The following is a 26,877-nucleotide window of genomic DNA, read 5'->3' as shown; positions in this document are numbered from 1 at the left end:
GAACGCCACCCGCTGTCCGCTATGCGTTACGGATATGCTTGGCGCGCCCGTTGCGCCGGCGCTCCCCACTGCCCGTCTCCCCTTGCCCGTCATGTGGAATCTCCTCCACGGTGCCATGCATGAGCCGGTTGAGGTAGGGCGACATCGTGGCGATGGTGAGGATGACCGCGGCCACGGCGAACACGATGAACACATGCCATGGCGTGAAGAACAGCAGCATGATCGAGCCGAACGCGATCAGCGCCGCCCACCCCCACAGGATCAGCACGGCCCCGCGCACACTGTGCCCGATGCGCAGCATGCGGTGGTGCAGGTGCATACGGTCCGGGTGCATCGGCGACTGCCCCTTGCGTAGGCGCCGCACAATCGCCATCATCATGTCGAGCACCGGCAGGAACAGCACCAGGATCGGCAGCAGGATCGGCATGAACGCCGGCAGGTAGATCGACGTGCTCACCGTGGCCGGGTCGAGGCGGCCGGTCATGACGATCGACGCGCAGGTGATCAGGTAGCCGAGCAACATCGACCCCGAGTCGCCCATGAACAGCTTCGCCGGGTGCCAGTTGTGCAGCAGGAAGCCCACGCAGATGCCGACCATGGCGATGTCGAGCAGCGTGGCCATCGACGCGTACGACGGCGAGGTGCGGGCGAGGATGTACGAGTAGATGCCGAATGCGATGCCGCCGATGGCCACGATGCCTGCGGCGAGGCCGTCAAGGCCGTCCACGAAATTGACGGCGTTGATCGACACGACGATCAGCAGCGCCGTGATGGCGATCGAGATCGTCGGCGACGCCGTGACGAGCGAACCGATCGGCAATGCGATGATCTGCAGGCCGCCCCATGCCACGAACACGGCGATGAGCAGCTGTCCGGCGAGTTTGAGCATCCAATCCAGATCCCACACATCGTCAGCGATGCCCAGCAGGCAGATCAGTATGGCCCCCACCATCACGATCCACGCCTGATGGTTCTGCCGGAACACGCCTTGCAGAAAGTCCAGTCGGGACGCGAACAGCATGGCCGTGAGGAATCCGCACAGCATCGCCAGGCCACCCATGCGCGGGGTCGGTATGGTGTGCACGTCGCGTTTGCGCACCTCCCCCACCGCGCCCAAACGGATCGCCAGGTGGCGCACAATCGGCGTGAACAGGTAGGTCGCGCACGCCGCCACCAACGCGATGAACAGATAGACCCTCATGCGCCCAGACCACCGCCGTTGAGGTGGATCGCGCGGCGGATCACCGCGGCCGGGATCACGCCTTCGCGCAGGATCTCGATGCCGTCGCGCCCGTGCGGGTCGGCCGCCACAACGGTGCTTGCCACATGCCCGGCCGTCGCGCCGCCGTCGATATACAGATCGATCGCATCGCCCAGCGCATCGACCGCCTCCTGCACGCAATGCGCGCTCTGCTCGCCCGAACGGTTCGCGCTCGACGCGGCGACCGGGCCGGTCACGCGCAGCATGGCGAGCGCGGTGGCGCTGTTCGGCACGCGGATGCCCTGCGTGCGTGCGCCGTTCGCCGCCACGCGCACAGTGGCGAGCGGACTGCCCTCGCGCGCCACGGCGATCGGCGAGAACGCGCCGGGCAGGAATTGCGCGGCGAGCCGGTTGAGCGGCGCGGGCAATTCGAGCCCGAGTGCGTCGAGGTCGTCGACCGAGGCCATGATCACCTGCAGCGCCTTGTATTGCGGGCGCCCCTTCGCTTCATAGACGCGCGCGATCGCCTCCGGGTTGCACGGGTCGCACACAATGCCGTACACGGTGTCGGTGGGCATCACCACGAGTCCGCCGCGCGCCATGATCTGCTTCGCCTGTGCGAACGACTCCCCATCCGCTTTGCGTACCTGGCTCATACTGCCTCCTCCATTGCACCATGTTCGCGCGCTGCATTCCAACCTAGTACGGCAATCGGCCAACGCGCCAGCCGCCGCGCGCTACCGGGTGGCCACCAGATAGCGCGGGCGTCCGGTCAGGTCGGCGTGCGTGCGCGCTTCGGCGAATCCGTTCGCGCGCGCGAACGCGACGGTGCGGTCGCCCTGCGTGATGTCGTGCTCCATGACGAACAGGCCGCCTTTGCGCACAAGCGCGGCGGCGCGCACGATGATGCGCTCGGGAATCATCATGCCGTCGGCGGAACCGCCGTAGAGCGCGGTTTCGGGGTCGAAGTCACGCACTTCGGGCTGTTGCGGCACATTCGTCAGCGGAATGTACGGCGGATTGCTGATCACCACGTCGGCGGTGCCGTCGAGCGTGGCGAGCGTGACCGGGCACGTCGCGTCGGCCACTTCAAGGTGATAGTTCGCCACAAGGTCGGGGAAGCGCTCGCCCACCTTGTGCATGTTGCGGCGCGTCCACTGCGCGGCCTGCGTGTCGAGCTCGACGGCCCACACCTGCGCGCCGGGCACTTCGGTGGCGATCGCCAATCCGATCGCGCCGCTTCCCGCGCACAGATCGACGACGCGCGGCGAGTAGAGGCCGTGCGCGGTGATCCAGTCGATCGCCTCCTGCACCACGAGCTCGGTTTCGGGGCGCGGCACGAACACACCGGGGCCCACGTCGAGGTCGAGGTAGCGGAACGGCGCATGGCCCACGATGTGCTGCAGCGGTTCGCGCGACTCGCGCCGGCCGAGCATGGACTCGAACGCATCGCGTGCCTCGGGCGACGGCGCGAATTGGCTGAACGCGTCGTCCATGAGCACGGCCTTGTCCACGTCGGACAGCGAACGGCCGGCGGATGCGGCGAGCAGCAGCTTCGCGTCGTGGCGCGCGGTGTCGACGCCCGCGCGCGCCAAACGCGCGGCGGCGGCGTCGAGGACCGCGCCCATACGGGGGGCGTCGGATTCGATGGGTCGCGTCTGTTCGTTCATCGGGGTCCGTCTCCTCACAGGTGGTTGGTGCGGTCGTGCGCGCGGCGCGTCACTGCTCGCTCTGCTGCTTCAGGCGCTGCTGTTCGTCGGCCTGCACATCGCTGTCGATGACCGCCTGCAGGTCGCCGTCGAGCACGGCGTCGAGATTGTAGGCCTTGTAGTTGGTGCGGTGGTCCACAATGCGGTTCTCGGGGAAGTTGTAGGTGCGGATGCGCTCGGAACGGTCCAGCGAGCGCACCTGTGAATGGCGCATGTCGGCGGCTTCGGCGGCCTCCTGCTCGTGCTTCATGGCGAGCAGGCGGCTCTTGAGCACGCGCAGCGCGGCCGCGCGGTTCTGGATCTGCGACTTCTCGTCCTGCATGCTCACCACGATGCCGGTGGGGATGTGCGTCATGCGCACGGCGGAATACGTGGTGTTCACGGACTGGCCGCCCGGACCGGAGCTCATGAAGATGTCGACCTTGAGGTCCTTGGGGTCGATCTCGATCTCGTCGTCGTCCTCGTCGGCCTCGGGGAACACGAGCACGCCGGCCGCGGACGTCTGGATGCGCCCCTGCGATTCGGTCACGGGGATGCGCTGCACGCGGTGCACGCCGCCTTCGTATTTGAGCGACGCCCACACGCCGTCTTCCGGTGCAGGCGTGCCTTTGGCGCGGATCGCGAGCTGTACGTCTTTGACGCCGCCGAGCTCGGTCGCGTTCTCGCTTTGCACGGTCACGCTCCACCCGCGCTTTTCGGCGTAGCGCGTGTACATGCGCAGCAGGTCGCCAGCGAACAGCGCGGCCTCTTCGCCGCCGGTGCCGGCCTTGATCTCCATGATCACGTCGCGCGCATCGTCCGGGTCGCGCGGGATCAGCGCCGTGCGCAGGCGTTCCTGCGCGGCGGGCAGCTCGTCTTCGAGGCGTTTCGCCTCGGCGGCGAAGTCGGCGTCGTCCTCCGCCATCTCGCGCGCCGCCTCAAGGTCGTCCGTGAGCGCGCGGTACTGCTGGTAGGCGGTCACGATGCCGGCGAGCTGCGCGTGGCGGCGGCCGAGCTTGCGCATGATGTCTGGGTTCGACGCGGCCTCGGGCTGTGCCATCTGCTGTTCGATGTTGCGGTACTCCTCGAGCGCGGTGAGTGCGGCGGGGAATTGTTCGTCTGCCATATGGTCTTGTGTGCCTTTTCTCTGTGCGCCGTGCGAATCGGCCTTATGCCCGCATTCGTCATGCGTGTGCGCGGTGCGTTCATAACCAAACTGCTTCATCCTATCCAATTGGGTAGTCTGTGCCGTTTGCACCGTTTGCACCGGTGGCGAAAGGAAAGTGGGGCCTCAGGGGCTTGAACCCTGGACCGGCGGATTATGAGTCCGATGCTCTAACCGACTGAGCTAAGGCCCCACGCTGTGCCGCGCCGTGCGGAGGTCCCGCGGCCGATGCGACCAACGGCATAAGTCTAGCAGCACGACCGACAACCGGCCCTGTCCGTCCGAAAAAACGGTGGCGTTCCGTGTTTTCGGACAGTTGCAGCCCGTAACTGTCTCAAATCACGGAGCACATACGTGATTTCGGTCGCAAACGGACGCCAACCGACCGAAAACACGTAGGGCGCAAGATTTTTGCGACAATTGGCGGCGCGACCGCATAGGGCCCATGGGGCATGCGGCATAGGGGCATATGCCACCAGATATGAACAACGCCAGCCCGAAGGCTGGCGTTGTTCATACCACGCGGAAGAATCAGTTGCTCTTCTTGCCGTAGCGCTTCTCGAAGCGAGCCACGCGGCCACCGGTGTCGAGAATCTTCTGCTTGCCGGTGTAGAACGGGTGGCACTTCGAGCACACGTCAACAGTCATGTGATCGCCCTTGGCGGTCGACTTGGTGACGAAGGTGTTACCGCACGAGCAAGTGACCTGCACTGCGTGATAATCAGGATGGATACCCTGCTGCATAATTTGTCTCCTAAAGATACGGGGGACCCGGGTCGCCATGCCCCAATGGCAGGCGTGAACCGGATACATGCCATTGTACGACCCCGTTGGACGGGGGCCGCAGGCCAAAGCCTCCCCACACGCCCTGTCGGGCATGCCGGTCAGCCTCGCCATTACTACCCAACAGCACGGCGGCCGTGGTATTCCCGGACCGTTGCGAACCGGCGAGGCGCGATACACGGCGCGGCGGCTCAGTCCTTCTTCTGCTGGTTCTGCTTGTCTTGCTTCTGCTTGTCCTGTTCGGCGCGTTGCTGCTCCTGCTTCGTCTTCTCCTCGGCGGCGCGGCGCTGCTGTTCGGCGGCCTTCCGTTCGTCGTCGGCGATTTTCTGGTCGCGCGAGGCGTTCACGCGTTCGACGGCGGCGCTCAGTTCGCTTTCAAGCGCCTCCATGCGCCCCATGTCCCCCGCGTCATGCGCCTGCTGCGCCGAGGCGAGCAGCTTCGACAGGTCGTCCCACGTCGCATTGTCGGCCACGTTGCCGCGCGTCAGGTCGAGCGTCGTCTGCACTTCGCGCAGCGTCGCGCTGAATGTCTCACGGCGGTCCGCCAGATCCTTGCTCTGCTTCGACGCGGTGACGCCATCCACCGCGGACTGCAGCGATGCGGTGTGCGCGTCGAACCATTCGCTGTGCTCGTCGATGAGCCGCAGGCGGTCGTTGTATTGCGCGGCGCTGGCCACATCGCAGGTGATCCGCTCGGGCATCGTGGCGCTGAGCTGTTCGTCAAGCGCGCGGATGGTGGCGGTGTCGTCCACCTGGATGTCGGAAATGGTGCCTGCCTGCGCGCCGTCGCCTTCACGCAGCTGGGTGTAGGCGGTGCGCTTGCTTTCGAGTCCGCTCATCGCGTGTTCGCATTGCGTGCGGTAGAGCGCGACCTGCTGTTCGCGGCGCTGGTTGGCGACCATGATGCCGACCATGATCAGCGCGAATACCGCGAGCACAGCGAGCGACCCGAGGACCATGCGCACGTACATCGGATGGTCGTCGTCGTGGTCGGGCTTGCGTGGGGCCGGCTTCTTCGCCATGGCCGCGATCTCGTTGGGATTGATCAGCTCGGTCTGCGTACCCGGTTCGGGCGATGCGTACAGGATTGTGCGATCGTCAAGCATGAGCCTTCCTTACTTCTTCTCCGCTCACTCTCAGGCGCGCGCCCAGACACTGCGATGGGCACGATCAATTCCAGTGTATGCCGTGAGCGTACTTTCCGCGCACAATCCATCTTGCGTAGTGATACGCGCATAAGCATGACGCCCACCTCGGGGGGCGGGCGTCATACATGCACAATATGGAACGGAACGCAGCTCAGTCGAGCGGTTGCACGGCCTTCTGGCGGTCGGCGAAGCGAACCGCGCGCCCCGAGGCGAAGCGGTCGAGCACGCCCGTCTTGGCGATGGCGATATACAGGAACCACGAGAACACGCCGGCGATCAACACACCGCCCACCACTTCGCTGATCATGTGGATGATGCCGCGCGGGCTGAACCACGCCACGCCCTGATAGCGGAACAGCATCAGGTACACGCCGTATTCGATGCCCGTGCACAGGCCCGAAAGCATGGCCATCGGCAGATTGAACACGCGGTAGCGCGTGACGGCGAACGGCAATTCGGCGAACAGGCCCTGCAGCGCCGCCGAAAGGAAGATGAACCCGAACGAGAAGCTGTTGCCGAGCACCATCTCGGCCGCGCAGCCCACCAGGTTGACGAAGATCGCGGATCCGGGCTTGCGCAGGATGAGCACGGCGAGCGTGCCGGAGAAATACCAGACGCCGTGCAGGATGCTCGCGAATCCCGGCAGCAGGCCTCCCAGGACCGGCGAAATCGAACTGTATGCGAAATTGAATCCCCAGAAGATGATGCCGGCGGCCACGCCGAGCGCGGCGGCCACGGCGATGTCGGCGGGCGTCCAGCGCAGGCGGGCGCGGGAACGGACAGGGGTTGGTTGTTGGGTATGGTCGACCATGGAAGTCCCTCTTCCTCACGGCACTGCGCACAGCATGACTTTGGCGATCTGCCGGCGTCCCTTGACCTGCGCAGCTCGGGCGGGGACGCCGCAAGACAGCGTAGCACCGCACCGCGAGACGGCCACTATACGGACTGCATACTGAGATACGCGCGGACGCGTTCAGTTGAGGTAGCGCAGCGGGTTGTCGATGAAGTCACGCAGGCCGGTCTGCGCGGCGCCGAACAACGCCGGGCGAGAGACGCCCGAGGCGCGCAGCAGGCGCACGTTGAGCGTGCCGCGCGCGAGGATGCGGTCCTGGATGCGCGCCGCCATGCGCGCAAGCATGTCTGCGGGCACGCGGGCCCAATTGCCGCCGATGATCACAGTGTCGAGGTCGGCGAGGTTGATGACCGATGTGAGCATCGACGTCATGGCATGGCCGGCGTCGGCGAACACCGCGGTGGCGACCGGATCGCCCGCCTCCACACGCCGGGTGAATTCGTCGATCGCCTCAAGGGACGCGGCGTCGTTGCCGGTGGCCACGCCGGCGGCCTCGACCATCGAACGCCGGCCCGCGTACGCCTCAACGCAGCCGCGGCGCCCGCAACGGCAGACGGGGCCGTCCATCTGCACCGAAAGATGGCCAATCTCGCCGGCGAAGCCGTGGTCGCCGGTCACCACGCGGCCGGCGCGCACGATTGCGCCGCCGATGCCGATGTCGGTCGAGACATACAGGAACGACCCGTTGGGCCCCACGATCCCCTCGTCGGTGCGCTGTGTGGCGTACCCGGGCAGCTGCGCCACAGCGGCCATGTTGGACTCGTTCGCTACGGTCACGTCGAAATGGCGGATCAGGTCGAAGCGGCTCAGGTCGAGGTCTTCCCATCCCAGGTTGCGCGCCATCAGCAGGTGGCCGTCCTCGGTCACCAGACCGGGCAGGGCAAGGCCCACGCCGGCGATCATGTAGTTTTGCGCGTGCAGCGTCCTCTCCTGTTCGGAGAGCATCGCGTCAAGTTCTCCGAACAGCGCGTCGGCGTCGGCGTCATGCAGGTCGCGCGCGATCCAGCGTTCTGCCACCACGCTGCCGTCGAGGTCGAGCACCACGTAGCCGTAGCCGTCGGTGTTGATCTGGATGCCGATGCCGCACACACTGCCGCCCGCGATGCTCAACGGCGTGCTGGGCCGGCCGTACACCGACTGGACGAGCGGCGCGCCCTCCTTGACGATGCGGTGCTCGATGAGCATGGAGATAAGCAGCGACATCGTGGCCTTCGTGAGCCCCGTCTCCTTGGCCAGATCGGCGCGGCTGAACGCGCTTGTGGAACGGAGCATCGTGTTGAGCACCACGGAGAGGTTGTGGTTGCGTAGGTCATCCTGGTTGATGCGCTTCAAAGCCGCCATGGACACTCCTTTGCTCTGCCTGATCGTTGCGCCACGCCCCACCCCGCGTGGATATTGCTACGCCAACATATGTTATGCTACACTACCCATTATAGTTTATTCATCTAACTATATAGGCCACCCGCATGTCGCGCCACGCACGCCGCAGTGCGCCGCAGCCATCGGGTGGGCGAGTAAAGGAGTCATCTCATGGACAGAGTTCTCGTGGCCGGCGTCGACACTTCGACCCAATCATGCAAGGTGCGCGTCACCGATGCCGCGACCGGCGAACTGGTGCGCTTCGGCCAGGCCAAGCACCCCGACGGATCCACCGTCAACCCCGAACACTGGTGGCGCGCGTTCCAGGAGGCCGCCTCGCAGGCCGGCGGCCTCGATGACGTGGCGGCGATCGCCGTCGGCGGACAGCAGCACGGCATGGTGGCGCTCGACGAACAGGGCCGCGTGATCCGCGACGCGATGCTGTGGAACGACACAAGCTCGGCACCGCAGGCCGAAGCGCTCATCAACGAGCTCGGCGCAACCCCTGCCGCCGAGGGCGAACCGGAAGATCCGCACACGCGTGGTGTCGAACGCTGGGTGAAGGCCGTCGGCTCCTCCCCTGTCGCCTCGTACACACTCACCAAGATCAAGTGGGTGGCGCAGCATGAGCCGGCGAACGCGGCGCGCATCGCCGCCGTCTGCCTGCCGCACGACTGGCTGAGCTGGCGCATCGCCGGCTTCGGCCCCGTGCAGCCGGGCGAAAACGCGCATCTCGACGCCCTGTTCACCGACCGTTCCGACGCTTCGGGCACCCTGTACTTCGACGCCGCATCCAACACCTACCGCCGCGACCTGCTCGCGCTGGGCCTGCAGTCCGACGACGCCACCACACCGGGCGCCGCCGCCACCGAACATGCCGAACGCATCGTGCTGCCCCGCGTGCTTGGGCCGAACCAAGTGGCGCCGGTCAACGCGGACCCATCCATCGCCGGCGCGCAAGTGCCCGGCGGATGCATCATCGCGCCCGGTGGCGGCGACAACGCGATGGCCTCGCTGGGCCTGGGCATGGCCGTGGGCGATGTATCCGTCTCGCTTGGCACCTCGGGCGTGGCCGCTGCGATCAGCGAGCAGCTCGTCTACGACCTGAGCGGTTCGGTCTCCGGATTCGCCGACTGCACCGGGCACTTCCTGCCCCTCGCGTGCACGATCAACGCCTCGCGCATCCTGGATGCCGCGCGCGCGATGCTCGACGTGGATTACGACGAGCTGACCAAGCTCGCCCTCGACTCGCACCCCGGCGCCGGCGGCATGACCCTCGTGCCGTATTTCGACGGCGAACGCACGCCGAACCGCCCCGACGCCACGGCCACGCTGAGTGGCATGACGCTGCGCAACACCGAACGCCGCAACGTGGCGCGCGCCTTCGTGGAAGGCCTGCTGTGCTCGCAGCGCGACTGCATGGAACTGATCCGCTCGCTCGGCGCGCAGATCGACCGGATCCTGCTGATCGGCGGCGGTGCCAAGTCCTTGGCCATCCGCACGCTTGCGCCGTGCATCCTGGGCATGGATGTCTCGTGCCCGGCGACCGACGAATATGTGGCGATCGGCGCGGCAAGGCAGGCTGCCTGGGTGCTCAGCGGCGTAGATGACGCGCCCGACTGGCCGATTTCGATCGACGCGGTGCAGACCGGTACCCCCACCCCGCAGGTCTACGAGGCCTACGTGCAGGCCCGCGGCTGACCTACAAGCGCCATAATGCTCCCTCCCAGCAGAATTCGGCTGGGAGGGAGCATTTTCTTTGGAACGGGCAGGTATCAGGGGCCGCGAGGGGCCTGATACCGCGGGCGATACCCGCTGCCCGCAAGGAAAACGCTCCTCCTCAGCCGAAATACAAAAAACAGGGGCGCCACCTGCATGCAAACAGGTGGCGCCCCGTATGGGTCCTCACGCCCGGCAGCCCTATGCGGCCGGCAGTTCGCGGTACTCGAAGTCGACGAAATCGGCTTCGGCGCTGTATCCGGAAAGGTCAACCGCCGCAAGCCCCACGAACGCGCCGGTGAAGAAGCCGCCGTAGCGCTGGTTCACGTAGTCGTCCGAAAGGATCTTGGCGTCAAGCTCCACACCGAGGTTCCGCCAATGCTCGCCGTCGAACGAGTAGTCATAGGTGTAGGTCTGCGTGCGCAAGCGCGTGCGCAGCCACACCGTCTGCACGTCGTCCGGCACCGGCACGGCGTTGTCACGCAGGAACGAGGTGTAGGCGTTGAAGTCGTTCTGCGCCACTTCGATCACCCGGCATGCGCGCCGCTCATCCCACGTCACGAAGGCCCACGACCAGCACAGGTCGTTGTAGTAGTTCGTCAGGCCGGCCATCTGGTTGTAGTTGCGCGGGTCGAAGCGCGCCCCCACCGAGGCGTCGAACGCGAAGGCCTGCCAACGGCGTGCCACAAGCGAAAGGTCGAACAGGTTGCACAACGACCCTTGGCCGCGCAAGGTGAGCGCGCCGCCGCCGACCGACCCCATGCGCTCATCGAATGGCACACGCAGCGTGTTCCAGTCGCCGCCGAGCGTGGGCGCGGTGAAATCGTCGTGCTGGTCCCGCGACGTGGGGGCACCGGTGTCCTCCACCGCGTCGGCGGGGGCGTCGACGAACCGTTCGCCGCCATGGCCGCCGACGATGTAGGGCCAGCCGTCTGCGTTCCACTCCACCTTTTGGATCGAGGTCTCGCGCCCCAGCGTGCACCAGCCGCGCGGGTCGGTGAACGACTCGTTCTCATGGTGCCAGGGCCGTGCGCACAGCGACGCGTAATACCATTCGCCGCCGGGCGTGCTCACGAGCGCGCCATGCCCCTGCTTCTGCAGATAGTTGCGTGGGGTGTCGAAATTCGTGAGGAACGGGTTGAGCGGGCTGCCTTCGAACGAATGGGCCTCGAGTGTGGCCGAGCGGGCCACGACCTCCTGGTGGGTCCAGACGGTGCCGCCTTCCGCGCAGAACAGGTAGTACAGGCCATCGATCTTGTACAGATGCGGGCCCTCGACGAGCTTCACGTCGGTGCCGCCCCAGATGGTGCACGCCGTTTCGGGCTTGAGGCGCATCGTGGGCACATCGAATTCGGTGAGCGTGATGCCGTTGAACGGGTTGTGGTATTCGCGGAAGTCCCATGTCTGCTGCACAAGGTATTTGCGCCCGTCGTCGTCGTGGAACAGGCTCGCGTCGAACCCCACGCCATTGAGCCGCACGGGTTCGCTCCACGGCCCGTGGATGTCTTCGGCGGTCACGAGGTAGTTCGTGCAGTCCTTGAACGCGCCGTTGACCACCTTGACATCCGCATAGACAAGCCAGAACTTGCCGTCCGCATAGGACAGGTCGGGAGCCCACACGCCGCCGGAGGACGGGTTGCCGCGCATATCGATCTGCGAACGACGGTTCAGCGGGCTTGGCAACAGACGCCAGTGCACCATGTCCTTCGACTCATGCAGACGTACGCCAGGCCACCATTCGAATGTGGAATTCGCAATGTAGTAGGTGTCTCCGACCCTGATCATCGACGGATCGGCGTTGAATCCGGGCAGTACCGGGTTTTCGATCTTCATAACGATCTCCTTAAGGGAAACGGCGGCCCAATGGTTGATCGGGCCGCCGTGCTTCGTGTTGTGCGCGCGGTGTCTTAACTCAGCCCTTGACCGCGCCGGCGAGGCCACCGACGATCTTCTTCTGGAAGATCGTGAAGCAGATGAGCGCCGGGATCATCGAAAGCGATGTGAAGGCAAGCACCTGCGCGGTGTCGACCGAATGCTGCGAGCTGAACATCTGCACGCCCAGCGGCAGCGTGTACTTCGTGGAGTCGTTGAGCAGGAACAGCGGGAGCATGTAGGCGTTCCAGCTGGCCACGAACGAAAGGATCGCGATGGTGGCCACGCCGGGGCCGCTCAACGGCAGCACCATACGGGCGAAGAAGCCGAGCCTCGAACAGCCGTCGAGCTGCGCCGCCTCTTCGAGCTCCATCGGGATCGACTGCAGGAACGGCACGAGGATGATGATCGCCTGCGGCAGGCCGAACGCGATCTGCGGCAGGATGATGCCGAGCTGGCTGTTGATCAGGTGCAGGTTGCGCAGCAGCAGGTACAACGGCGTAATCGCTACGGTGATCGGGAACATCATGCCCGCAGAGAACAGCGTGTAGAGCATGCGGCTGAAGCGGAAGCGGTAGCGCGCGATCACGAAGCTCACCATGAGCGCGAGCACGACGACGCCGACCATGGTGCCCACGGAGACAATCAGCGAGTTGACGAGCTCGACCCAGAAGGTGCTCGAGCTGACGACGGTCGCGTAGTTGCCGAAGTTCCAAGGATTCGGCATGCCGGCAGGGTCGCGCGTGATCTGCGAGTTCGTGCGGAAGCCACCGAGGATGATGTACAGGACCGGCACGACGCAGATCAGCACAAGGAGCAGCGAGAGGATGTAGACAATCGGATTGCCCCACGGCGTCTTCGCCGACTTGTGATATGCGTATGGATCGTTCTTGCGCTTGCGCTTGCCGAACAGCAGGGTGCGTTCGATGCGTTCACCTGTGTACGTCATGATAGTGCCACCTCCATGGAAGCGTTCTTCGGGGCGATTGCGTTTTCGATCTCGTCGTGACCCATCTGCTCGCGCTCGCGCTTCTTCATGCGGCGTTCGAGCTGCTTGCGTTCGCGCTTCTCCACCGCACCGGCGAGGTCGCGGTTGAGTACGAAGCGCTGGTACAGCAGGGCGATGACGAGCGAGATGATGAAGATGACGACGGCGACAGCGGAGCCATAACCGTAGTTGTTGGCCAGGCGGCCTTCCCTGACCATGTAGGTGGCCATGGTGGAGGTGCCGGCCGTGGACGAGACGTACTGGCCCCAGATGATGTAGACGAGGTCGAACAGCTGCAGCGAGCCGATGATCGACATGAAGGCCCACATGCGGATCGTGGGGGCCAGAAGCGGCAGCGTGATGCTCCACTGCTGGCGCCAGAAGCCGGCACCATCCACGCGCGCCGCCTCATAGAGCTCTTCGGGGATGGCCTGCATGCCGGCGATCATGAGGATGACGGCGAAACCGATGTACTTCCACGAGATGATGAACATGAGGGTCCAGATGGCGATCTTGGGGTTGGCGATCCAGTCCACGCCTTTCAACCCGAGGTTCTTCATGACCGCGTTGACCGCGCCGTTCGGCTGCAGCATGAGGCTCCAACCGGTGCCGATGATGACTTCGGAGACCACGTACGGCACGAAGATGAGCGTGCGGATGAGGCCGCGCCCTTTGAATTTCTGGTTGAGCAGCAGGGCGAACAGGATAGCGAGCGGCCCCTGGATGATGAGCGACATGACCGCGATGAACAGCGTGTGGCCAAGCGCCTGCTGGAAGTTGGGGTCGGTGAGAATGATGCGGTAGTTGTCGAGCCCCACGAACTGGCCGTTGACATTGGGCTTGCCGAAGCCTTTCCACTTGTAGAACCCGTAATAGGCCGCCATGAACACGGGCAGGATCACGAATCCGACGAACATGATGAGCGCGGGCACGGACAGGACGCCCATTTCAAAGCGCTGGCGGAATTTGTCGCTGTGCGAGCGGCCGGCGCGCTTGGCCCGCATGCTGGTTGCGACTGACATGGCTTACTCCTCTAGATGATGACTGCGTTGGTGAAACAGGGGCCGGGCCTTTCAGGCCCGGCCCCGGGAAGCGTCGTCAGCCCTTGCTGGCGGCCGCCTCGATGCCCTTGACGATGTCTTCGGCATTGCCCTTGCCGGCCATCATGTTGACCACGCCTTCGTTGAGCGCGTTGCCGACGTTCTGCCCGAAGACCGTGTCGAGCCACAGCGAGACCGAGGAGGCCTCATCATAGACCTTGAGCACCTGCTTGAGGGCTTCGTTCGTGACGACGGACTGCGCGTTCTTCGCCGCGGGAATCGTGACGAACGCCTCAGCGTACTTTTCCTGCCATTCCTTTTCGGAAATGAAGTTGAGGAAGTCCACGGCCTCCTGCGGGGCCCATGCGCCGACCGACATGCCATCGGCACCGGCGAGCATGGCCGTCGGGTCGCCTTCGCCACCCTCCATCTCAGGGAATGTGAAGTAGCCAAGGTCGGCCATGTCCTTCTTGTCAGGGGTCAGGTCACGCACAACGCCAGGCTCCCAGCCGCCCATAAGCTCCATCGCGGCCATGTGGTTGGCGAGCAGGCCCGCCGACGAGCTTGCGCCCTGCTGCGCGGATGTGGTCAGGAAGCCCTCGTTGAAGCCATCGAGGTCGAGCAGGCTCTTGACGTCGTCACCGGCCTTGACCCAGCATTCGTTCGTGAACTTCATGTCGCTCGAGGCCTCGTCAAACGCCGCCTGCGAGCATTCGCGCAACGCGAACCAGTAGTACCAGTGCGCCGCCGGCCAAGCGTCCTTGCCGCCCAGAGCGATCGGCGTGATGCCGGCATCCTTGAGCTTCTTGACGGCGGTGGCGAATTCGTCCCATGTCTTGGGGGTCTCGGCGATGCCGGCCTTCTTGAACAGATCCTTCGAATACCAGATGCCGCCAGGCAGCACCGCTTGGGGCACGCCATAGACCTTGCCGTCGATCGTGGTGGTGTCGAGCGCTGTCTTCATCTGCGTCTTAACCTGATCGGAGATCTTGTCGGTCAGATCCATGACCTGGCCGGCCTCCACCACATCGCGCAACTTCTGGCCACCTCGCGCCAGGAACACGTCCGGCGCGGACGACGGATCCTGCAGCGCTGTCTGGAGCTTGCCGTCCATGTCTTCGTTCTGGATGGCCTCGACCTTGATGTCCACGTTCGGGTTCTTGTCCTCGAACGCCTTGGCGGCGTCCTCCCAGAACTTCTTGCCGTCGCCCGTGGTGGAGTTCATCCACACCACGACTTCGGTCTTGCCGTCTGCGTTGGTGCCGGAGCCACCTCCGCACGCGGACACACCAACGATGGTCGCAGCCGCGACCACTGCGGCGAATACTGACTTGACCTTCATGTTATTCCTCCTAGATCGCCCGTTCCATCGTTGGACCGGGTGCCATGCGGCTGATGATGGTTCCGAAAACTTACGTTGTTTTCGTTAGAAACTATCGTAAACCTACTTTGTCAAATAGTCAAACAAAGTGTGTTTTCGGCGTTTCGCGTAATTCTGTATACATTCGCCCGCCGTTTTCACAGCAAACGTCTCATTTCGTTTGCAAAGGTTCGAAACTTTCGCTATTATGGCAGATAGTATCACACCCATTCATTGGCGGCAAAGGAGCTCCATATGTCGGAATCCAAAGTCAGATTGGCGGACATCGCGAAGAACACCGGCTACTCATTGGCGACTGTCTCCAAGGCGCTCAATGGCCGCTCCGACATATCGGCCGAAGCCCGCACAGCCATCGACCGGGCGCTCAAAGCCTCGGGCTACCAGCGCCGCGGACAGAAAACCGCCGGCCAACGGTACATCGAAGTGGTCTTCCAGGACCTCGACACAATCTGGGCTCTCGAAGTGCTGCGCGGCGTGCTGCGTGAGACAAGGCGCTCCCCCGACATCAGCGTCATTACAACGGAAAGTGGCACACGCCAACACCCCGACGACGACTGGATCACCGGGATGTTGCGGCGCAGGCCATTCGGCGTCATCTTCATCTTCGCCAATCTCACTGAAAGCGAAAAAGCCAAATTACAGGCCAATGGCATCCCCTACGTCATCTTCGACCCTTCGGGCGAGCCGTCGAACGACGACTTCTCCGTGCAAGCGGACAACTGGGCCGGCGGCGTGCTCGCGACGCGTCACTTGCTCGCGCTGGGCCACACGCGCATCGGCATCATCACTGGCCCCGAAGAGATGATGTGTTCGCGCGCAAGGCTCGACGGCTACACGTCGGCGCTCGCCGAGCAGGGCATCGCACTGGACCCCGAACTGGTGACGGAAGGCGATTTCACGACCGAAGGCGGCTATGCGCAGGCGATGGCGTTGCTGGAGAACCCGAACCGCCCCACCGCGATCTTCGCCGGCAGCGACCTGCAGGCGATGGGCGTCTATGAGGCCGCTCGGCAGAACCGGCTGCGCATCCCCGAAGACCTTTCGGTGGTCGGGTTCGACGACGTGCAGACTTCCGCGTTCCTGGGTCCGGCGCTCACCACGGTGCGCCAGCCATTGCACGACATGGCGGCGGTCTCGACGCGCATGCTCATCGACACGGCGGAGGGACGCCCCACGCAACACCATGTGATCCTCCCGACGACGCTCGTCGTGCGCGGCAGCACGGCCCGCTTGGCGTCGGAGGCGCGCTGATGGCGGCCCAGCACGCCTCCGACATCGGCATGGTATGCGGACTGCTCATACCGGTGCTCGGCAATTTCGCGATGCTGCTGCGCAAACGGCAGCGGCTGGTGCACGGCAAGCCGGCCAAGGCCGCCGCAACAGCGGCCCAGCCATCCACTTAAGTCGCCGCCGCCTACGCCTCACAACCGACGAGGCACCCCACAAAGCCGCCGGACCATTCGGTGCTCAGCGGCGCCACGTCGATCACCTCGACGGCCGGCGCCGTCCATGCCTGTTCCGCGGACTGCGCCACGACCACACGTGCCATGCCTTTGTCGAAGACGAGCATAACCGATCCCGGCTCCCCCTCGGGGATCGGCACCATGCCCTCCCTGCGCTCCGTCCCCTCGCCGAGCGCCCACTGCACCGACGCCCCATCGGTCGCCAAACTCAGTGTATGGCGACCGTCCTGCCGGATGCGCACCGTACCACGCTGTGGGCACAGCACGACGCATCTGTCTTCAGGCATACGCCGGTATACCACGCCATCCGCGCGCACGGCAGCGGCTTCGCCCTCGCCGACGGCAAAAGGCATGCGCGCATCGACGACAGCCTGCGATTCGCAAGGACCGATGCACATATCGAGCAGGGTTCCGTCCGCTGCATCGATGCGCAATGTCTGCGCCAGACGCCCCGCTCCCCCGGCGAGTATCGGCCAGCCCGGGTCATCGGTCCGCCTTTGCGCGGGCCCATTGGATTCCAGCGACCATTGCGCCGGATCGTGCTGCCAGTCGACAGGTGCCACAAAGGTCTCCCTGCCCAGGAAACTGAGCGCCCCATGGTCCGCGGTGGGGGTCTCGCGCGAACCCAGGCACGCGACCCACCAGCCAAGCCGTGGATGATGCAGCAGATCGGCATGGCCCACACACTGCACGCGCTCCTCCAAACCCAGATGCCTGTGTGTCAGGAACGGATTCTTCTTGCACGGATGGAACAGTCGCGCATACCGCCCCACAACCGACCGTTCGTCGGTACGCGGCGCGCGCGGCTCGGTCCCGTCCGCGTGCGCTTGGCCCTGCAGGGATTCGATCGCCGGTCCGAGCCCGTCGGGGGCCCACGTGCGCATGGTCATCTCGCTGTGGTCGAAGCTTGTGCCGCCTTCTGCGGTCATCAGATACACCCAATCGCCGATGCGGTACAGGTGCGGTCCTTCGGCCCACACCGCCTCCACGCCATATCCCGTCCAGAGAACCGTCTTGCCATAGTCACCGTCTGCGTCATGCGACGCGCACAGCCGCCACGTCTCCGGGTCGATCCGCTGGGTCCACACCTCGGTCTGCCCCTCCCAGCGCGGGCGTACGGCCGGCCTTGTCTGCGTCCAGTACACGGAGCCGTCAAGGTCCTCGAAGATGTCTGGATCGATCCCCTCGGCGCCCTCGATCCAGTACGGGCCGCGCCATGGCCCCCCAAGCGCATCGGCTTCGATGATGAAGTTGCCCTGGCTCGCGCGGGCCGCCTCGATCGACTCCGGGGCGACCCCAGCTGCGGCGGCCGCGTCCAGATCGATGCGGGCGACGGTGCATGCGATCACGTACTTCCCGCGGATCATGCGCAATGTCGGCGCATACAATCCCCCAGAATCAAGCACGAAGGGGATCAGCAGCCGTTGCGCCATCGCCTCGTCGACGGCGTTCACAGCAAGCTCCCAGTTCGCGATATCGTCCGAGACATGGATCGGCAGTCCCGGCACCAGTTCGAATGAGGAATTCACCAGGGCCACGCGCTCCTCGCGCTCGTCCCACATCCAGCTTGGGTCGGGGTACATGCCCCGCAGTACGGGATTGGTGATGTCCATGGTCGCGGTCGTTGCGGTCATCGCGGTCCTCCATATCGGTAGTGGTCGGTCATATCAGTACATTCGGTTCGGCAGCATGGCCGGAGGGTATAAGGGCGGTTCGGCGGTGCGCCATGCGCCTTGCGCAAGCAAAAGGGCGAACACACCGTCGTGCCGCCCGTATGGAAAAAGCCCATGGGCCGCCGGGAACCGCCGTGCCCCCCGCGGTGTGTTTGATGGGAAGGATGCGCGCGGAGCGTATGGGTGCACGGTGTGGCCCGATGGCCCTGGGCCTGCATCGCGCCTGCAGAGGAAAGGAAAGAACAGGCGGCGATTCATTGGAAGGAAGGAAAGGAAGAATACTGGCGGCATATGCCATACGGCGTGCATTGCATATGCCGCGCACCGCAGAGGTTGGATGGACGGTCCGGCCGTCCATGCGGCAGACAGCCGGACCGCGTGACGTCAGGCGTTGGCCAGGGCGTCGATGATGTAGTTGTTGATGGTCGCCTTCACGTCCTCGAGGTGATCGGGGTGCGTGGATGCGATGATCTCGGACTGCGGCATGTCGATGGCGTAGTCGTTGAGCGATTCGAGGGTCGCGGTGCCATCGTCGATCGACTTGCCGATGCCCGAATCGTAGGAGCCGTAACGGTTGGCCACGAGGTCCTCGATGTACTTGTCCTGATGCATCTTGTCCGCCACGAGCAGGCCGGCGGCGAACGTGTCCATGCCGGCGATGTGCGCGCGGAACAGGTCTTCGGCGCTGAACGAGGTGCGGCGCGGCTTGGCGTCGAAGTTGAGGCCGCCGTGAGGGCCGATCTGGCCTTCGTCGAGCACTTCCCACATCACGGAGGTGGTCTCGTACAGGTTGGTCGGGAACTCGTCGAGATCCCAGCCAAGCAGCATGTCGCCCTGGTTGGCGTCGAGCGAACCGAGCACGCCGTTGTCACGCGCGACACGGATCTCGTGCTGGTAGGTGTGGCCGGCGAGGTTCGCGTGGTTGCCTTCGAGGTTAAGCTTGAAGACGTCGATCAGGTCATAGGCGCGCAGGAAGTTGCATGCCGTGGCCGCGTCGAAGTCGTACTGGTGCGTCGTCGGTTCCTTGGCCTTCGGCTCGATGAGGAACTGGGCGTCCATGCCGATCTGCTTGGCGTAGTCGGCGCACATGTGGAAGAACTTCGCCATGTGCTCCTGCTCGCGCTTCATGTCGGTGATCCACAGGTTCTCGTAGCCTTCGCGGCCACCCCAGAACACATAGTTCTCAGCGCCCAGACGCTTGCCGATTTCGAGCGAGTGCTTGAGCTGAGCGGCGGCATAGGCGTAGACGTCAGCGAACGGCGAGGTGGATGCGCCGGCGACGAAACGCGGGTTGGTGAAGAGCGACGAGGTGTTCCACAGCAGCTTCACGCCAGTGGACTGCATGTTCTCCTCGATCTTGTCGACCACGCGGTCGAGGTTGGCGTTCGTCTCGCGGAGCGTATCGCCTTCCGGGGCAATGTCGCGGTCATGGAAGCAGAAGTACTCGGCGCCGAGCTTGGTGAAGAACTCGAACGCGTAGTCCACCTTGGCGAGCGCGTTGTCCATCGGGTCGGAGTACTTGCCGTCCCACGGGCGCTGGGCGGTGCCGTCACCGAAGGGGTCGGTGAGCGGCGCGTCGAAGGTGTGCCACCATGCGACGCCGAAACGCAGCCAGTCCTTCATCTTCTTGCCGGCAACCACTTTGTCGGCGTCATAATACTGGAAGCCGAGTCCCTCGACCGGGCCGTTGCCGCGGCCGACGTACTCGATCTTGTCGATATCCCACAGTCCCATGGATCACTCCTTTGTTGATCGTGCGTTGTGACGAACTATTGTTCATTCGTCTTACAAAGAGAGTGTAAACGAAGTCCGGGCGCTTTGTCAAATCGTCTAACTATAAAACCGAAGATGGCGTGTCGCCTTGCAATCATTGGGTTTTCACTGCGCCACGACGCGCCGGGCGCAGAAAACAATACCGGGGAAACGCATCAATCAGCGCAGACGGGCAACATACTCCCGTGATACGGCGGCGAGCGCGCCGTCGTCGAGGTCGGGCGCATAGGCGCCGTGCACAATGAACGGTTCCTCGAACTCCAGACCCAGATACTGCGCCATGATGCGGTACGGCAGCAGCAGTTCGCTCATGGCGGCGTGGTGCTTGCCCTCGACCGAATAGGTGTCTTGCAGACCGCCGGTACTGACCGCGAGCATCATGCGCTTGCCGGCGATGCGCGCGTCCGGCCCATATGCCCAACCGGAGCTGAGCACCTCATCCTCCCACTGCTTCATCAGCGCGGGCGCGCTGTACCAGTAGAACGGGAACTGGAACACCAGGCGGTCCGCGCCATCGGCCACACGTTGCTCCTCTTCCACATTGATATGGAAATCCGGGTACAGCGCATACATGTCACGCACCACCAGGTCGAGCTCCGGTTCGTTCTGCGCGCGCTCCATGAGCGCCGCGTTGATGCGCGAGCGCGCGATGTTCGGATGGAACACCATCACCGATGTCTTCATGAATCACTCCTGTTCAGACTGGTGCGAGGCGTGGATGGCCTGCACCGCTACTGTTCACACTACCGCCCGTCCTCCGCGCCGCGTCCGGCGGCGCTACGCGCATCGCTGAAAGCGGTGGAAAACGTGAACAAGCGCACAACCCCGCAGTCCGGTTTTGTTACGATGTGGCGCACATCGCCGAGCACGCCCATGGCCGAACGGCCGACCACAAGCAAGGGGGATTGATGAGCGGGCCAAACACCAACTCACCACACCAGTACCAGCAGCATGCACGACCACAGGCACCCCAACCGATGCAGCAGCCGCATCCCGGCCCGACGCCGATCTCCTTCCCCACAGGCCCCACTGCGCAGACACCCGCCGCGCAAACACCCGCCACAACGCCGTACGGGGCCCCACCACAAAGTTCACCACACTCTCCCCACACGCCGGTCTACCCCGCGCCAGCCACCGGCACGATGCCAGGCGCGCATCCCAGCGCACACAATCCGTTCACCTCCGGCACCCCATACCAGACCACGCCGTACCCCACATGGGGAGCGAACAGCAGGCCGGGCTACCCCATGGGGCCCAGCACCATGGATCCCCGCGCCGCCGGTGCGCCGACCGTGGCGCGCAAGCACACCGGCGCCGTGGTGATCGGCGTCATCGCCGGCGTTATGGTGCTGCTGCTCCTTGTCTTCTTCGGCATCGGCACGGTCGTCTCCTCGGCCGGGCGCGCGGCGCACCAGACGATGGACACGGACGACTACGCCCAGAGCGCGCTCGAGGACCTGCGCGCACGCGGCTACGAGCCGGAGGACTACCTCAACGACGACGGCACGGTGAAGGACCAGAAGGTCTACCGGTTCTCCGAAGCCGACAGCTATACGCAATACAAGCAGCTGCTCGAGGGCAAATCCAGCGAATACAACAGCAAATCCCCCGACGACGCGATCAAGCTGCTGCCCGAACTGAGCGACCGGGGCGTGGAGTATTACGGCGCATGGCTCAAATACCTCCTCACTGCCGAACAGGAGCTCGAAGCCTCCGGCGAGCGCACCACGACCGACCCCAACGAGATCGACATCTATTACAACGCACAGACCACCGCACTCAACGAATTGGAACAGAAGTTCCTGCACGGCGAAGACCTTGGCATCCACGCCACGCTGCGGGATTCCGAGGGCAATGTGCGCGACCTGTACACGGGGGCCTTCGACCTCAAGTCTTCCCAGCCGGACATCCCCACGCTCACCGCGGACTGGGAGCAGAAGATCAAGGCCATACCGATTGCGATGGGATCCGATGGCACTTACCTCGCCGCCGGCGAACAGCTCATCGCCTCGGTGGGGCTGAGCCCGACCTACGACTTCAAGTCGGTCTACGACCACTGCTCCGGCTCCACGCGCCTTGCCGACGAGACCACATTGGGCGCGTTCTGCTCCGCCACCCCGAACCTCATCTACATCAACCAGAACTCCCGCAACTGGACGTACGACGTGACGGGATCGTACTACCCGAACGCCGTGAAACACGAGCTGGCGCACGCGATGATCTACCGCATCTGCGGCACCACGGCCCCTGCACTACGCGTGGATCACGAGGCGCTCACCAACAGCTACGCCACCCTGTACTTCGGCGCGGAACGCGACGTGCTGAACTCGGGCGCGCAAAACGCGCCATGGTATACGATGACCGACGCCTCCGACACCGCCGCGCAGCTCGTGCACGACGGCCACTGCAGCATCTCGGCGGACTGACCCGCCGCACTATGCGGACATGCACGCCGGCGGCATGCCTGTGTGTGGTGTAATACCACACACAGGCATCCACGCCGCCCGCGCATGGGCGGCCGACCGTTGAGGAGACGAATCCATGAGCGAACATGTTGACACCATCTGCGTGCAGGGCGGCTACCAGCCGGGCAACGGCGAATCGCGCACGCCGCCGATCATCCAGGCGACGACGTTCAAATACACCTCGAGCGAGCAGATGAGCCGACTCTTCGACCTTTCCGAAAGCGGTTACTTCTACACGCGCCTGCAGAACCCCACGAACGACACCGTGGCCGCCAAGATCTGCGAGATGGAAGGCGGCGTCGCGGCCATGCTCACCTCGTCCGGCCAGGCGGCCAACTTCTTCGCGCTGTTCAACATCTGCAACGAAGGCGACCACATCGTCGCCTCGAGCGCCATCTACGGCGGCACGTTCAACCTCATCAACGTGACGATGCGCAAAATGGGCATCACCTGCACCTTCGTGAGCCCAGACTGTTCCGAAGAGGAACTCGAAGCGGCGTTCCAGTCGAACACGAAGGCCGTGTTCGGCGAGTCGATCGCCAATCCCGCGCTCATCGTGCTCGACTTCGAGAAGTTCGCCGAGGCTGCGCACCGCCACGGCGTGCCGCTCATCGTCGACAACACGTTCCCCACGCCGATCAACTGTCGCCCGATCGAATTCGGCGTGGACATCGTGACGCACGCGACGACCAAATACATGGACGGCCACGGCTCATGCGTCGGCGGCGCGATTGTGGACTCCGGCAATTTCGATTGGCTGGCGCACGCCGAGAAATTCCCGGGACTGACGACCCCCGACGATTCGTACCACGGCGTGGTGTACGCCAAGGACTTCGGCAAGGCCGCGTTCATCACCAAGGCCACCGCGCAGCTCATGCGCGACTTCGGCTCCACCCCGGCGCCGATCAACTCGTGGATCATGGGCATGCACCTTGAATCCCTGGGCGTGCGCATGGAGCGCCACTGCGCGAACGCACTGGCCGTGGCCGAGTTCCTCGAGGCCGATCCGCGCATCTCGTGGGTCAGCTTCCCTGGCCTGCCGGATGACCGCTACCATGCGCTCGCCGAGAAGTACATGCCCAACGGCACGTGCGGTGTGATCGCGTTCGGCGTGCCCGGCGGCCGTGAGACGGTCTCGGCGTTCCTCGACCACCTCAAGATGATCTCGATCGCCACGCACGTGGCCGACGCGCGCAGCTGTGTGCTGTACCCGGCGGGCACGACGCACCGCCAGCTGACCGAACAGCAGCTCGAAGAGGCGGGCGTCGGCATCGACCTGGTGCGTCTGAGCTGCGGCATCGAAAACGCTGCGGACATCATCGCGGACGTCAAACAGGCGCTCGATGCCGTGCTCCCCTCCAACAACTAGCTCCTATCCGGATGATGGATGGTCTCTGTGATGGTCCCCATCGCGAGAGCCATCCATCTCCGCCCCCCTATCCGAATGGCTTCCATTCCGGCGGTTTGTATTCCTGAACATCCATGGCCTCATGATTGTTCGCCAGACACGTGGCCGCTTCAACATCGCTGTAATCAAAACTGAAACGCCCGTGCGTCTCGGCGATAGTAGGAGCACGTCCCATACGGCGATCATTCCAGTATTTGTCGAATCTGCGGTTCTCCTCATCGTATTCCTTCGCAGTGTACGAGGTCTTCACCAGATTGTTGCGGTGCAGGCAATCCACCACACCCTCCGATGGATTCCGATATAGGTTCGGGTTCGAATTCTGGCGTTGATATACCTCGTTCACGTTCAGCATCTCCGCTATGCCGCATGCCATGTCATCCTCACGCAGTTTTTCCTCCCGCGCCTCCTGCCCTTCAACAGATACCATTGACCATTGTGCTTGGTAGAACTCACCGACCTTCATAATCGGCGGCGCAGCATACCCTTTGTTGACGATGCATTGACGGTAGCTCACCCATGCCTGCTCGTAGTCGGCCCGGCTAACCCTTCCCCCGGCCGCCAGTGCTCGTTTCAGGATGGCCACCTGATGCTCACCATGGGCGTACCGCCTATCTGTCCGTCAAGGTTCTTCTGATTCAGGTCCAGTAACAACTGCACATGGTCCGACATGGACGATGCAATGCGCTGTCCTTCCACGCCGTTGTCCGAATCCATCCCACTGGAGCACACTCAGCAAGCAGTCCGCAGGCAAGACAAACAACCATGCCTATTGCGCCTAACCGAGCAAGAAATACACGAGCCAATCCCACACCTTCCGTGCTCCGATAATCATCGTAAGTATTCCGAATCTGAAGCATATCCATGTTACCGCTGAGACATTGGCATAAACAACGCCATCGGGCCACAGCGGCGCGCTGATTCGACTCGACGTCAGACTGCGCTTATGTCCGGGATACGTCTTTGAGTGCGATGGTGGACGCTGTAGACCTCTTTTGGAATAATGGGCGATGTATGTATGCCCGCTTCCATGTAGGAAGCAATCCAACAGAGAACGGAACCAACTTTGGCTGAGTTTATCTATCAGATGATCAACGCCCGTAAGGCTTACGGAGACCGCGTGATTCTCGACAACGTCACGCTGAGCTTCCTGCCGGGCGCGAAAATCGGTGTGGTCGGCCCCAACGGCATGGGCAAGTCCACACTGCTCAAAATCATGGCGGGCCTCGACACCGTCAGCAACGGCGAGGCGACGCTGACCCCGGGCTTCTCCGTGGGCATCCTGCAGCAGGAGCCGCCGCTCGACGACGACAAGACCGTGGGCGAGAACATCAAGATGGCGTTCGGCGACGTCGCGCAGAAGGTCGCGCGCTTCAACGAGATCGGCGAGGAGATGGCGAACCCGGACGCCGACTTCGACTCGCTCATGGAAGAGATGGGCAAGCTGCAGACCGAGATCGACGCAGCCAACGGCTGGGACCTCGACTCGCAGCTCGAACAGGCGATGGACGCACTGCAGTGCCCCGACCCCGACACCCCGGTCTCCGTGTGCTCCGGTGGCGAACGCCGCCGCGTGGCGTTGTGCAAGCTGCTGCTTGAGGCCCCCGATCTGCTGCTGCTCGACGAGCCCACCAACCACTTGGACGCCGAATCGATCCTGTGGCTCGAGAAGTTCCTGCACCAGTACCCCGGCGCCGTGATCGCCGTGACCCACGACCGTTACTTCATGGACAATGTGGCGGAGTGGATCTGCGAGGTGGATCGCGGCCAGCTCTACCCGTACAAGGGCAACTACACCACATACTTGGAGACGAAGGCGAAGCGTATGGAGATCCAGGGCGCCAAGGACGCCAAACTCGCCAAGCGCCTCAAGAACGAACTCGACTGGGTGCGCTCGTCACCGAAGGCCCGCCAAGCCAAGAACAAGGCCCGTCTGGAACGCTACGACCAGATGGAGCAGGAGGCACGCAACTCCAAGAAGCTCGACTTCTCCGAGATCCAGATCCCGCCGGGACCGCGCCTGGGCTCCACGGTGCTCGAGGCCGAACATATCCACAAGGCCTTCGGCGACCGCGTGCTCATCGACGACCTGAGCTTCACGCTGCCGCGCAACGGCATCGTGGGCGTGATCGGCCCCAACGGCGTGGGCAAGTCCACGCTGTTCAAGACGATCGTGGGCCTCGAACCGCTCACGAGCGGCGACCTCAAGATCGGCGAGACGGTCAAGATCAGCTACGTGGACCAGAACCGCGCCGGCCTTGACCCCAACAAGAACCTGTGGGAGGCGGTCTCCGACGGCAATGACTTCATCGAGGTCGGCGGCGTGGAGGTGCCGACGCGCGCCTATGTGGCGAGTTTCGGGTTCAAGGGCTCCGACCAGCAGAAGCTCACGGGTGTGCTTTCCGGTGGCGAGCGCAACCGCCTCAACCTGGCGTTGACCCTGAAGCAGGGTGGCAACCTGCTGCTGCTCGACGAGCCGACGAACGATCTGGACGTGGAGACGCTCGAATCGCTCGAGAACGCACTGATCGAGTTCCCCGGCTGCGCCGTGGTGATCTCGCACGACCGTTGGTTCCTCGACCGCATCGCCACACACATCCTCGCGTGGGAGGGCGACGACGAGAACCCGGCGCGCTGGTACTGGTTCGAAGGCAACTTCCAGTCGTACCAGGAGAACAAGATCGCGCGTCTGGGCGAGGACGCGGCCCGTCCGCACCGCCTGCACCGCAAGCTCACGCGCTGACCGCGCGCGGACACACCGACGGCTTGATGTGGCGCACCACTGCACAGTGGTGCGCCACATCGCGTTGTGCCGTGTTTCAGCCGAGCGTAACATTCCGCGCATTGTTCTTAACGCCGACCCGATAGACTGCCAACAGCATAACCCAACCACAGCTGTTT

At 64.0% G+C, this 26,877-nt stretch carries 22 protein-coding genes and 1 tRNA gene; 6 read left to right on the top strand and 17 right to left on the bottom strand.

Going from position 1 to position 26,877, the window contains the following annotated elements; translation table 11 throughout:
• Nucleotides 1-19 precede the first annotated feature (19 nt).
• The 9 genes from PG2093B_RS02885 to PG2093B_RS02845 form a co-directional block, all read right to left on the bottom strand.
• Entirely contained in the window at nucleotides 20-1,201 is a 1,182-nt protein-coding gene (locus PG2093B_RS02885; protein ID WP_129897131.1) for an MraY family glycosyltransferase, read from the bottom strand.
• The gene (locus PG2093B_RS02880) at nucleotides 1,198-1,857 is read right to left on the bottom strand and encodes an L-threonylcarbamoyladenylate synthase (RefSeq protein ID WP_129897129.1); all 660 of its coding nucleotides are present in this window, start codon (nucleotides 1,855-1,857) and stop codon (nucleotides 1,198-1,200) included. The genes PG2093B_RS02885 and PG2093B_RS02880 overlap by 4 nt, the downstream gene beginning before the upstream one ends.
• An 81-nt stretch (nucleotides 1,858-1,938) precedes the next feature.
• Nucleotides 1,939-2,871 carry a peptide chain release factor N(5)-glutamine methyltransferase gene (gene prmC, locus PG2093B_RS02875; protein ID WP_431520210.1) on the bottom strand — a complete coding sequence of 311 codons (933 nt, stop codon included), beginning with the start codon at nucleotides 2,869-2,871 and terminating at the stop codon, nucleotides 1,939-1,941.
• Between the two features lie 49 nt (nucleotides 2,872-2,920).
• Nucleotides 2,921-4,015: a peptide chain release factor 1 gene (gene prfA, locus PG2093B_RS02870; RefSeq protein WP_129897127.1), complete on the bottom strand. Its 1,095-nt coding sequence runs from the start codon at nucleotides 4,013-4,015 to the stop codon at nucleotides 2,921-2,923.
• Between the two features lie 158 nt (nucleotides 4,016-4,173).
• Nucleotides 4,174-4,247: transfer RNA gene (locus tag PG2093B_RS02865), tRNA-Ile, on the bottom strand.
• Nucleotides 4,248-4,585: 338 nt separating this feature from the next.
• Nucleotides 4,586-4,798, bottom strand: coding sequence for a 50S ribosomal protein L31 (gene rpmE, locus PG2093B_RS02860; RefSeq protein ID WP_026643476.1), 213 nt, complete (start codon nucleotides 4,796-4,798; stop codon nucleotides 4,586-4,588).
• A gap of 230 nt (nucleotides 4,799-5,028) precedes the next feature.
• On the bottom strand, nucleotides 5,029-5,943 hold the full coding sequence (locus tag PG2093B_RS02855) for a hypothetical protein (RefSeq protein WP_129897125.1): 915 nt from the start codon (nucleotides 5,941-5,943) through the stop codon (nucleotides 5,029-5,031).
• 193 nt (nucleotides 5,944-6,136) lie between these two features.
• Nucleotides 6,137-6,796 (bottom strand): ECF transporter S component, encoded by a 660-nt coding sequence (locus PG2093B_RS02850; protein ID WP_022858515.1) that lies wholly within the window; start codon nucleotides 6,794-6,796, stop codon nucleotides 6,137-6,139.
• A gap of 162 nt (nucleotides 6,797-6,958) precedes the next feature.
• Nucleotides 6,959-8,179 carry an ROK family transcriptional regulator gene (locus PG2093B_RS02845; protein WP_129897123.1) on the bottom strand — a complete coding sequence of 407 codons (1,221 nt, stop codon included), beginning with the start codon at nucleotides 8,177-8,179 and terminating at the stop codon, nucleotides 6,959-6,961.
• 189 nt (nucleotides 8,180-8,368) lie between these two features.
• Here PG2093B_RS02845 and PG2093B_RS02840 point away from each other — a divergent pair, with 189 nt between their 5' ends.
• A complete protein-coding gene (locus PG2093B_RS02840; RefSeq protein ID WP_129897121.1) occupies nucleotides 8,369-9,898 on the top strand; it encodes a xylulokinase in 1,530 nt (509 codons plus the stop codon).
• Nucleotides 9,899-10,117: 219 nt separating this feature from the next.
• On the opposite strand, the gene PG2093B_RS02835 is transcribed toward PG2093B_RS02840, so the two are convergent.
• From PG2093B_RS02835 to PG2093B_RS02820, 4 genes are all read right to left on the bottom strand, one after another.
• The gene (locus PG2093B_RS02835; RefSeq protein ID WP_129897119.1) at nucleotides 10,118-11,749 is read right to left on the bottom strand and encodes a glycoside hydrolase family 43 protein; all 1,632 of its coding nucleotides are present in this window, start codon (nucleotides 11,747-11,749) and stop codon (nucleotides 10,118-10,120) included.
• Nucleotides 11,750-11,828: 79 nt separating this feature from the next.
• Nucleotides 11,829-12,737, bottom strand: coding sequence for a carbohydrate ABC transporter permease (locus PG2093B_RS02830; protein ID WP_129897117.1), 909 nt, complete (start codon nucleotides 12,735-12,737; stop codon nucleotides 11,829-11,831).
• A complete protein-coding gene (locus PG2093B_RS02825) occupies nucleotides 12,734-13,798 on the bottom strand; it encodes a carbohydrate ABC transporter permease (protein ID WP_129897115.1) in 1,065 nt (354 codons plus the stop codon). Before PG2093B_RS02825 ends, PG2093B_RS02830 begins: the two co-directional genes overlap by 4 nt.
• A gap of 76 nt (nucleotides 13,799-13,874) precedes the next feature.
• The gene (locus tag PG2093B_RS02820; protein WP_129897113.1) at nucleotides 13,875-15,158 is read right to left on the bottom strand and encodes an ABC transporter substrate-binding protein; all 1,284 of its coding nucleotides are present in this window, start codon (nucleotides 15,156-15,158) and stop codon (nucleotides 13,875-13,877) included.
• Between the two features lie 273 nt (nucleotides 15,159-15,431).
• On the opposite strand from PG2093B_RS02820, the gene PG2093B_RS02815 reads away from it, so the two are divergent.
• A complete protein-coding gene (locus PG2093B_RS02815; RefSeq protein ID WP_129897111.1) occupies nucleotides 15,432-16,448 on the top strand; it encodes a LacI family DNA-binding transcriptional regulator in 1,017 nt (338 codons plus the stop codon).
• On the top strand, nucleotides 16,448-16,600 hold the full coding sequence (locus PG2093B_RS08940; RefSeq protein WP_165369686.1) for a hypothetical protein: 153 nt from the start codon (nucleotides 16,448-16,450) through the stop codon (nucleotides 16,598-16,600). The genes PG2093B_RS02815 and PG2093B_RS08940 overlap by 1 nt, the downstream gene beginning before the upstream one ends.
• 11 nt (nucleotides 16,601-16,611) lie before the next feature.
• Here PG2093B_RS08940 and PG2093B_RS02810 read toward each other — a convergent pair whose 3' ends face one another.
• From PG2093B_RS02810 to PG2093B_RS02800, 3 genes are all read right to left on the bottom strand, one after another.
• A complete protein-coding gene (locus PG2093B_RS02810; RefSeq protein WP_129897109.1) occupies nucleotides 16,612-18,294 on the bottom strand; it encodes a glycoside hydrolase family 43 protein in 1,683 nt (560 codons plus the stop codon).
• Nucleotides 18,295-18,717: 423 nt separating this feature from the next.
• A complete protein-coding gene (gene xylA, locus PG2093B_RS02805) occupies nucleotides 18,718-20,067 on the bottom strand; it encodes a xylose isomerase (protein ID WP_101398449.1) in 1,350 nt (449 codons plus the stop codon).
• A 198-nt stretch (nucleotides 20,068-20,265) separates the two neighbouring features.
• Nucleotides 20,266-20,790 carry an NAD(P)H-dependent oxidoreductase gene (locus PG2093B_RS02800; RefSeq protein ID WP_101398448.1) on the bottom strand — a complete coding sequence of 175 codons (525 nt, stop codon included), beginning with the start codon at nucleotides 20,788-20,790 and terminating at the stop codon, nucleotides 20,266-20,268.
• Nucleotides 20,791-21,248: 458 nt separating this feature from the next.
• Here PG2093B_RS02800 and PG2093B_RS02795 point away from each other — a divergent pair, with 458 nt between their 5' ends.
• A complete protein-coding gene (locus PG2093B_RS02795) occupies nucleotides 21,249-22,532 on the top strand; it encodes a hypothetical protein (protein WP_129897107.1) in 1,284 nt (427 codons plus the stop codon).
• Nucleotides 22,533-22,647: 115 nt separating this feature from the next.
• Nucleotides 22,648-23,940 carry an O-acetylhomoserine aminocarboxypropyltransferase/cysteine synthase family protein gene (locus tag PG2093B_RS02790; RefSeq protein ID WP_129897105.1) on the top strand — a complete coding sequence of 431 codons (1,293 nt, stop codon included), beginning with the start codon at nucleotides 22,648-22,650 and terminating at the stop codon, nucleotides 23,938-23,940.
• 67 nt (nucleotides 23,941-24,007) lie between these two features.
• Here the strand turns inward: PG2093B_RS02790 and PG2093B_RS02785 are convergent, their stop codons facing one another.
• Complete coding sequence (locus PG2093B_RS02785; RefSeq protein ID WP_129897104.1) at nucleotides 24,008-24,562, bottom strand: hypothetical protein; 555 nt, start codon at nucleotides 24,560-24,562, stop codon at nucleotides 24,008-24,010.
• Nucleotides 24,563-25,042: 480 nt separating this feature from the next.
• Between PG2093B_RS02785 and ettA the strand changes: the two genes are divergently transcribed.
• On the top strand, nucleotides 25,043-26,719 hold the full coding sequence (gene ettA / locus PG2093B_RS02780) for an energy-dependent translational throttle protein EttA (protein WP_129897102.1): 1,677 nt from the start codon (nucleotides 25,043-25,045) through the stop codon (nucleotides 26,717-26,719).
• Nucleotides 26,720-26,877: the final 158 nt, after the last annotated feature.

Origin of the sequence: Bifidobacterium pseudolongum subsp. globosum, from assembly GCF_004155535.1 — a bacterium.
Taxonomy (GTDB): Bacteria; Actinomycetota; Actinomycetes; order Actinomycetales; family Bifidobacteriaceae; genus Bifidobacterium; species Bifidobacterium pseudolongum_C.
The sequence above is the reverse complement of the archived record's forward strand: the minus strand, read 5'-3'. Positions and strand labels throughout refer to the sequence as shown.